At 35.5% G+C, this 7,500-nt stretch carries 6 protein-coding genes (1 of these 6 only partly in view); all 6 read right to left on the bottom strand.

The window, feature by feature from the left end:
* Positions 1-1,248, bottom strand: the 5' portion of a protein-coding gene (gyrA, locus tag ACW0JX_RS00030) for a DNA gyrase subunit A (protein WP_001282866.1). It extends 1,224 nt beyond the left edge of the window; only the first 1,248 of its 2,472 coding nucleotides appear in the window; its start codon is at positions 1,246-1,248; its stop codon lies off the left edge, out of view.
* 88 nt (positions 1,249-1,336) lie between these two features.
* Positions 1,337-3,259, bottom strand: coding sequence for a DNA topoisomerase (ATP-hydrolyzing) subunit B (gyrB, locus tag ACW0JX_RS00025; RefSeq protein WP_000435980.1), 1,923 nt, complete (start codon positions 3,257-3,259; stop codon positions 1,337-1,339).
* A gap of 39 nt (positions 3,260-3,298) precedes the next feature.
* A complete protein-coding gene (recF, locus tag ACW0JX_RS00020) occupies positions 3,299-4,426 on the bottom strand; it encodes a DNA replication/repair protein RecF (protein WP_000470755.1) in 1,128 nt (375 codons plus the stop codon).
* A 12-nt stretch (positions 4,427-4,438) separates the two neighbouring features.
* Positions 4,439-4,651 carry a S4 domain-containing protein YaaA gene (gene yaaA, locus ACW0JX_RS00015; RefSeq protein ID WP_000680510.1) on the bottom strand — a complete coding sequence of 71 codons (213 nt, stop codon included), beginning with the start codon at positions 4,649-4,651 and terminating at the stop codon, positions 4,439-4,441.
* Between the two features lie 127 nt (positions 4,652-4,778).
* On the bottom strand, positions 4,779-5,924 hold the full coding sequence (gene dnaN / locus ACW0JX_RS00010; RefSeq protein ID WP_001212886.1) for a DNA polymerase III subunit beta: 1,146 nt from the start codon (positions 5,922-5,924) through the stop codon (positions 4,779-4,781).
* A 178-nt stretch (positions 5,925-6,102) separates the two neighbouring features.
* Complete coding sequence (gene dnaA, locus ACW0JX_RS00005) at positions 6,103-7,443, bottom strand: chromosomal replication initiator protein DnaA (RefSeq protein ID WP_000428028.1); 1,341 nt, start codon at positions 7,441-7,443, stop codon at positions 6,103-6,105.
* Positions 7,444-7,500 lie beyond the last annotated feature (57 nt).

Genomic DNA, 7,500 nt, shown 5'->3' with positions numbered 1-7,500 from the left:
ACCGAAACGTTCCATTAAGCCTTGCTTTGCAATATCAGCCGTTTTTGAACTACGAATTAACGTAATAACTTCATCAAGATGATCTAAAGCAATTCGTAATCCTTCTAAAATATGGGCACGTGCCTCTGCTTTTTCTAATTCATAAGCAGTACGTCTACGGATTACTACCTTCTGGTGCTCCAAATAATGATATAAGTTTTGTTTTAAGTTTAGTACTTGAGGCTCTCCATTTACAAGAGACAACATATTAATACCGAAACTTGTTTGAAGTGCTGTATGTTTATATAGATTGTTTAATAGTACGTTTGCATTAGCGTCACGACGTACTTCCATGACAATACGCATACCATTTCGGTCTGATTCATCACGTAAATCTGTAATACCTTCAATTTTCTTATCGCGAACTAATTCTGCGATTTTTTCAATTAATCGTGCCTTATTAACTTGATAAGGTAGTTCCGTTACGATAATAGATTGTTTACCATTTGATTTCTCTTCAATTTCAACTTTGGCACGAAGCATGATAGAACCTCGTCCTGTTTCATAAGCTCTACGGATGCCACTTCGCCCTAAGATTAAACCTGATGTCGGGAAGTCTGGACCAGGAATATATTCCATTAATTCCGCGATAGTGATATCTGGATTATGGCTTAATGCCAACACACCATCAATTACTTCGCCAAGTTGATGCGGCGGAATATTTGTTGCCATACCAACTGCAATACCTGTCGTACCGTTTACTAATAAATTAGGGAAACGCGCTGGTAATACAATCGGCTCTCTTTCCGAACCATCGTAGTTATCTTGGTAATCAATTGTATTTTTTGAAATATCACGTATTAATTCCATAGAAATCTTAGACATTCTTGCCTCTGTATAACGCATTGCCGCTGCTGAATCTCCATCTACAGAACCGAAGTTACCATGCCCATCTACAAGCATATAACGTTGACTGAAATCTTGCGCCATACGTACCATTGTTTCATAAACGGCTGAATCTCCATGAGGGTGATACTTACCGATTACTTCACCGACAATACGTGCTGATTTCTTATACGCTTTATCAGCTGTAATTCCTAAATCATTCATCGCATATAAAACCCTACGATGCACAGGTTTTAATCCATCACGAACATCTGGTAATGCACGAGATACGATAACACTCATTGCGTAATCTAAAAATGAGGTACGCATTTCATGACTAATATTAATTTCTCGAATTCGTGCTTGTTGTTGATTGTCTGACATCAACGAGCACCTCCTCTTACATTTCCGTTACACATACATTGATTTATATGTAGAAGACAGGAATACTTAGATTCCTGTCATTACTCATTTAAATATCAAGGTTTTTCACGTATTTTGCATTCTCTTGGATAAAGTTACGACGCGGTTCCACTTTATCACCCATTAAAATTTCAAATGTTTCATCTGCTTCTATTGCATCTTGAAGGGAAACTTGAAGTAACGAACGTACTTCTGGATCCATTGTCGTCTCCCATAGCTGAGTTGGATTCATCTCTCCAAGACCTTTATAACGTTGAATTCCTGGTTTCGGCTGGGCTGGTAACTCAGCTAATATTTTTTCAAGTTCTTTATCATTATAAGCATATTGAATTTTTTTACCTTGTTGCACTTTAAACAAAGGTGGCTGTGCGATATATATATATCCACACTCAATTATTTGACGCATATAACGATAGAAGAACGTTAATAATAGGGTACGAATATGCGCACCATCAACATCAGCATCGGTCATAATAATAACTTTATGATAGCGTGCTTTTTCGATATCGAAGTCCCCACCAATATTTGTACCAATCGCCGTAATAATTGTACGAACTTCATCATTTGATAAAATCTTATCTAAGCGTGCCTTTTCAACATTAATAATTTTACCCTTCAGCGGTAAAATTGCTTGAAAATGACGATCGCGTCCTTGTTTTGCAGATCCACCCGCAGAGTCACCCTCTACGATATAAATTTCACTAATTGCTGGATCTTTAGAAGAACAATCTGCCAATTTCCCTGGTAAACTTGAAACTTCTAAAGCACTCTTTCGGCGAGTTAGCTCACGAGCCTTTTTAGCTGCTACACGCGCACGTGCTGCCATCGTCCCTTTATCTACAACCTTACGTGCAACATTGGGATTTTCCAGTAAGAATTTTTCAAAAGCCTCAGAGAATACTGACTCCGTAATCGTTCTCGCTTCACTATTTCCAAGTTTCGTCTTCGTTTGCCCTTCAAATTGTGGATTTGGATGTTTAATTGACACGATTGCTGTTAAACCTTCACGAACATCTTCACCAGTCAAATTACTATCCGCATCTTTTAAAATGTTATTTTTACGACCATAATCGTTAATCACACGTGTTAAGGCAGTTTTAAATCCTACCTCATGTGTACCACCTTCATACGTATGAATATTATTTGTAAATGAGTAAATATGATTTGTATATCCTTCGTTATATTGAAGCGCAACTTCAACTTGAATACCATCTTTTGAACCTTCTACATATACAGGCTCTTCATGAATTGGTTGTTTTGAACGATTTAAATGTTCAACATATGATTTAATTCCACCTTCATAGTGGAACTCTTTCTTTTGCTTATGTTCACGTTTATCTTCAATTGTTAATTTAATATTACGATTTAAAAACGCCAACTCACGCATACGAGTCGCTAGCGTATCGAATTCATATTCTGTCGTCTCTTTAAAAATTTCTGGATCCGGTTTAAAGCGAGTTATTGTTCCAGTCTTATCTGTATCACCGATGACTTTTAAATCTGCAACCGGAATACCTCTTTCGTATTTTTGGTAATGGATTTTGCCATCACGATGTACAAATACTTCTAATTCTGTTGATAAGGCATTTACAACAGATGCACCAACACCGTGCAAACCACCAGAAACTTTATAACCGCCACCGCCAAATTTACCACCAGCGTGGAGGACAGTCATAATAACCTCTACTGCAGGACGTCCCATTTTTTCTTGTATACCAACTGGAATACCACGTCCATTATCCGTTACAAGAATACTATTATCTTCTTCGATACTAACGTTAATTTCATCGCAATATCCTGCTAACGCTTCATCGATACTATTATCGACAATCTCCCATACAAGGTGGTGAAGTCCCTTCCCACTCGTAGATCCAATATACATACCCGGACGTTTCCGAACTGCCTCTAGTCCTTCAAGTACCTGTATCTGACTTTCATCATATGCATTTTCTTGCATTTGTTTTTGTTCCATTGACACAAAGATCACCTACTTTTCCATTTAAACAGGGGTTTATGCCCTATCTATTTCACAATCTACCGTGCCGTTCGTTACATGAATTGTTTTCGCATCTTTTAATGTTTCGTGTTCAATTCCGTCGACACTCGTCGTTGTAACAAATGTTTGCACCTTTCCTTGAATTGTATTTAACAGATGTGATTGACGATAATCGTCTAATTCTGATAAAACATCATCCAGTAAAAGGATTGGATATTCTTTAACCTCTGAATAAATTAATTCAATTTCAGCTAATTTTAGGGATAGTGCGGTCGTTCGTTGTTGTCCTTGCGAACCAAAGACTTGAACATTTTTACTATTAACGAAGAATTGTAAATCATCACGATGAGGACCAATTAAAGTCGTACCACGGAAAATTTCACGTTGTTTCACAGATTGAAAACTTTCATAGTATACTTCTTTTATTTTCGACAAATCCATTGATTCTGATACATCTACACTTGGTTTATAGACAATTTCTAACTCTTCTAATCCACGGCTTATACCGCGATGAATTGGAGCTGCCCATTCCTGTAGCAAATGCAAAAATTCAAAACGTTTTTGCAGTATTTTTGCACCATGCTCAATTAGTTGAAGGGTAAATACATCCAACATCGTTTCCTCATTCTTACTATTCCCTTGCATTTTTTTCAACAAGTGATTTCGTTGCGTGAGCACCTTTTGATATTGACTTAATTCATACAAATATACAGGAGCTATTTGTCCTAATTCCATATCTAAAAAGCGTCTTCTTACTTGAGGGCTTCCTTTTACAAGATTTAAATCTTCTGGGGCAAACATGACAACGTTCATCACGCCAATATATTGACTTAACTTTTGTTGTTCAAGTTGATTTAATTTTGCCTTTTTACCTTTTTTCGAAATATTTAATTCCAAAGACAAAGAACTGTTTCTTTTTTGTAATTTCCCTTTTATTTGACCAAACTCTTCATCCCAGCGGATAAGTTCGCGATCATTAGAGGTTCTATGAGATTTCGCCATCGCTAAAACATAAATAGCTTCCATCAAGTTTGTTTTCCCTTGTGCATTTTCGCCGATAATTACATTTACCTTATCTTCAAAGGAAAGCTCTAATTTTTCATAATTGCGATAGTTTTTTAATTGTATTTCTGAAATAAACAAAGGGCTCCCCCTTTATGCCTGAACTTGGAAAGTTCCGCTTCCTGGAATTTCAATAACATCATTCGCATATAGTTTGCGACCTCTTCTATTTTCAAGTTCGTTGTTCACGTACACTTCATATTCTTGTAAAAACCATTTTACAGCGCCACCTGTATCAATTACATCAGCTAACTTTAAAAATTGTCCTAGTGTAATATACTCTGTTGAAATTTTAATATGTTTCATAAAATCGCTCACTTTCTGAAAGTGTTCATTCTTTCATTGTACTAAATAAACTAACATTAGGAAAGTAATACCCAAAAATCAAATAAGGGCCACTAGCATCTTTAAACTAGCAACCCTTATTCCTTACCTAGTAAGTACGAACTGGTAAAATTAATTGAATAATTGAATCATCATTTACTGTACGAATTAAGAACGGTCTCATCGCCCCAGTAAAACTAACTTTAATCTCTGTACTATCCAAGGCTTTCAATGCATCCATCATATATTTTGCACTAAAAGATATTTTTAACTCTTCTCCATCTACTTTTTCACATTGTACTTCTTCGACAACTTTTCCGATTTCTGGTGAATTCGAAGAAATCTCTAGCATTTCTTGCTCTAAAGTTGATAATTTGACAACGTTATTGCGGCCATCTCTCGCTAATAGTGAAGCACGATCAATTGCTTGTAGGAATTCTTTTGTATTCACAAAAATATCCGTTTTACTCTCTGCTGGAATTAAACGTGTTGTATCTGGATAATTTCCTTCTAACAATCTTGAGAAGAATAATAAATGTTTTGTACGGAATAATACTTGATACTCCGTAATAACGATATCCACCATTTCTTCAGACTCATCTAGAATCTTACTTAATTCATTTAAGCTCTTACCTGGGATAACAACATTAGCTTGAAATTCATCTGCAATATTATGTCCTTCGATTTTCGCTTTTCGAAGTGCTAGTCTATGACTATCTGTTGCAATACAAGTTAACTCGCTGTTATATACCTTCCAGTTTACACCTGTCAAGATCGGTCTTGTTTCAGAAGTAGAAACTGCAAATACAGTTTGTCTGATCATATGCTTAAGTAAATCTGTTGGTATCTTAAATACATGATGTTCTTCAATCTGTGGTAATAACGGATATTCTGCAGAATCTAAACCATTTAAGTTAAATTCTGATTTTCCAGATTTTATTTTTGTCATAAAATGATTTTCCACAGAAATTTCGACAGTATCTTTAGGTAGTTTTTTTACAATCTCACTAAAATATTTTGCTTGTAAAACAATGCTTCCTGATTGAGCTATTTCTACGATTTCTTTTCCATTTTCTTCGACTGGAATAAACGATTCAATAGAAATATCAGCATCGCTTCCTGTTAATGTAACCCCTTCTTCAGTAGCTACAACTTTAATTCCCGTAAGGATAGGGATTGTTGTACGAGAAGAAACTGCCTTCATTACATCTTGTACACCTCTTACAAGATAGTCTTTTTGTATTGTAAAACGCATAAAGAAAAACCTCCGGTAAGTATAAGATTTTATTTAATTAATAAAGATAAAAAATAGTAGTAATAGTAATAGGGCTTGTGGATATGTGGATAACCCCTTTGAAGGATGTAAAAACAGTCTATCTACATGTGGATAGACTGTGCGTAAAACAAGGTAAGTTATTCACACTATTCAGCTACTACTTTAAAATACCATTAATTTCTTCAACTTGCTTTTGTAATTGCGTATCGGTTTTTAGTAGTTTAGAAATTTTTTCATGGGCATGGATAACTGTTGTATGATCACGTCCACCAAATTCTTCACCTATTTTTGGTAAAGAGGAATCCGTAAGTTCGCGTGATAAATACATTGCAATTTGGCGAGGAAACGCAACTGATTTTGTGCGTTTTTTCGCTTTAAAATCTTCTAATTTTACTTGATAAACGTCTCCGACAGCTTTTTGAATATCATAAATAGAGATAATTTTCGGCTTAGAATTTGGAATAATATCTTTAAGTGCTTCAGCTGCTAAATCAGCATTAATATCTTTATTAATTAAAGATGAATAAGCTACAACTCGGATAAGTGCACCTTCTAATTCACGAATATTTGAATCAATTTGATTTGCGATATAAAGCATAACTTCATTTGGTATATCAAGCCCTTCAGCTTTTGCCTTTTTGCGTAAAATTGCAATTCGTGTCTCTAAATCTGGCGGCGTAATATCTGTAATAAGTCCCCATTCAAAGCGAGAACGAAGACGATCTTCTAAAGTTGGAATTTCTTTTGGTGGTCGATCACTAGAAATTACAATTTGTTTACTTTCTTCGTGTAATGCATTAAATGTATGGAAAAACTCTTCTTGAGTTTGTTCTTTTCCAGCAAGAAATTGAATATCATCTATCAATAAAACATCTACGTTGCGATATTTATTACGAAAATCAACAGCTTTATTATCACGAATAGAGTTAATAAATTCATTCGTGAATTTTTCTGATGATAAATATACAACTTTTGCATTTGGATTATGTTCAATTACATAATGACCAATTGCGTGCATTAAATGCGTCTTTCCAAGCCCAACTCCCCCGTAAATAAAGAGTGGATTATACGCTTTAGCTGGCGCCTCGGCTACAGCTAATGAAGCTGCATGGGCAAAACGGTTACCAGAGCCGATAACAAATGTATCAAATGTATATTTTGGATTTAACATGCTCTGTGGTAAATGAGCTGAATCATCTTGTGCGGGATTCCGCTTAACTGGAGGAAGATCAATGTCCTCTTCCGATTGACTTTGGGGAATAATAAAGCGAATTGCTAATTTTGCCCCTGTTAAATCGTATAGTGTTTCCGAAATTAGTTCTGAGTAATGAGATTCTAGCCAGTCACGAGCAAATTCATTTGGAGCTGTAATCGTTAATACGTCTTTCTTCAAGTTATGAGCCGTTGTTGATTTTAACCATGTTTCATAACTAGGCTTGCTTACCTTTTTTTCTAATTCTTTTAAGGCACTATTCCATAAATCAGAGATATTTTCCAAAGGTGTCCCTCCTTTACTAAGATGGTAAAAGAATAAGGTTGCGCAACAAATGTACAA

It is taken from the genome of Bacillus sp. C-3-6 (assembly GCF_054509685.1).
This window is presented reverse-complemented; position numbering and strand designations above follow the sequence as displayed.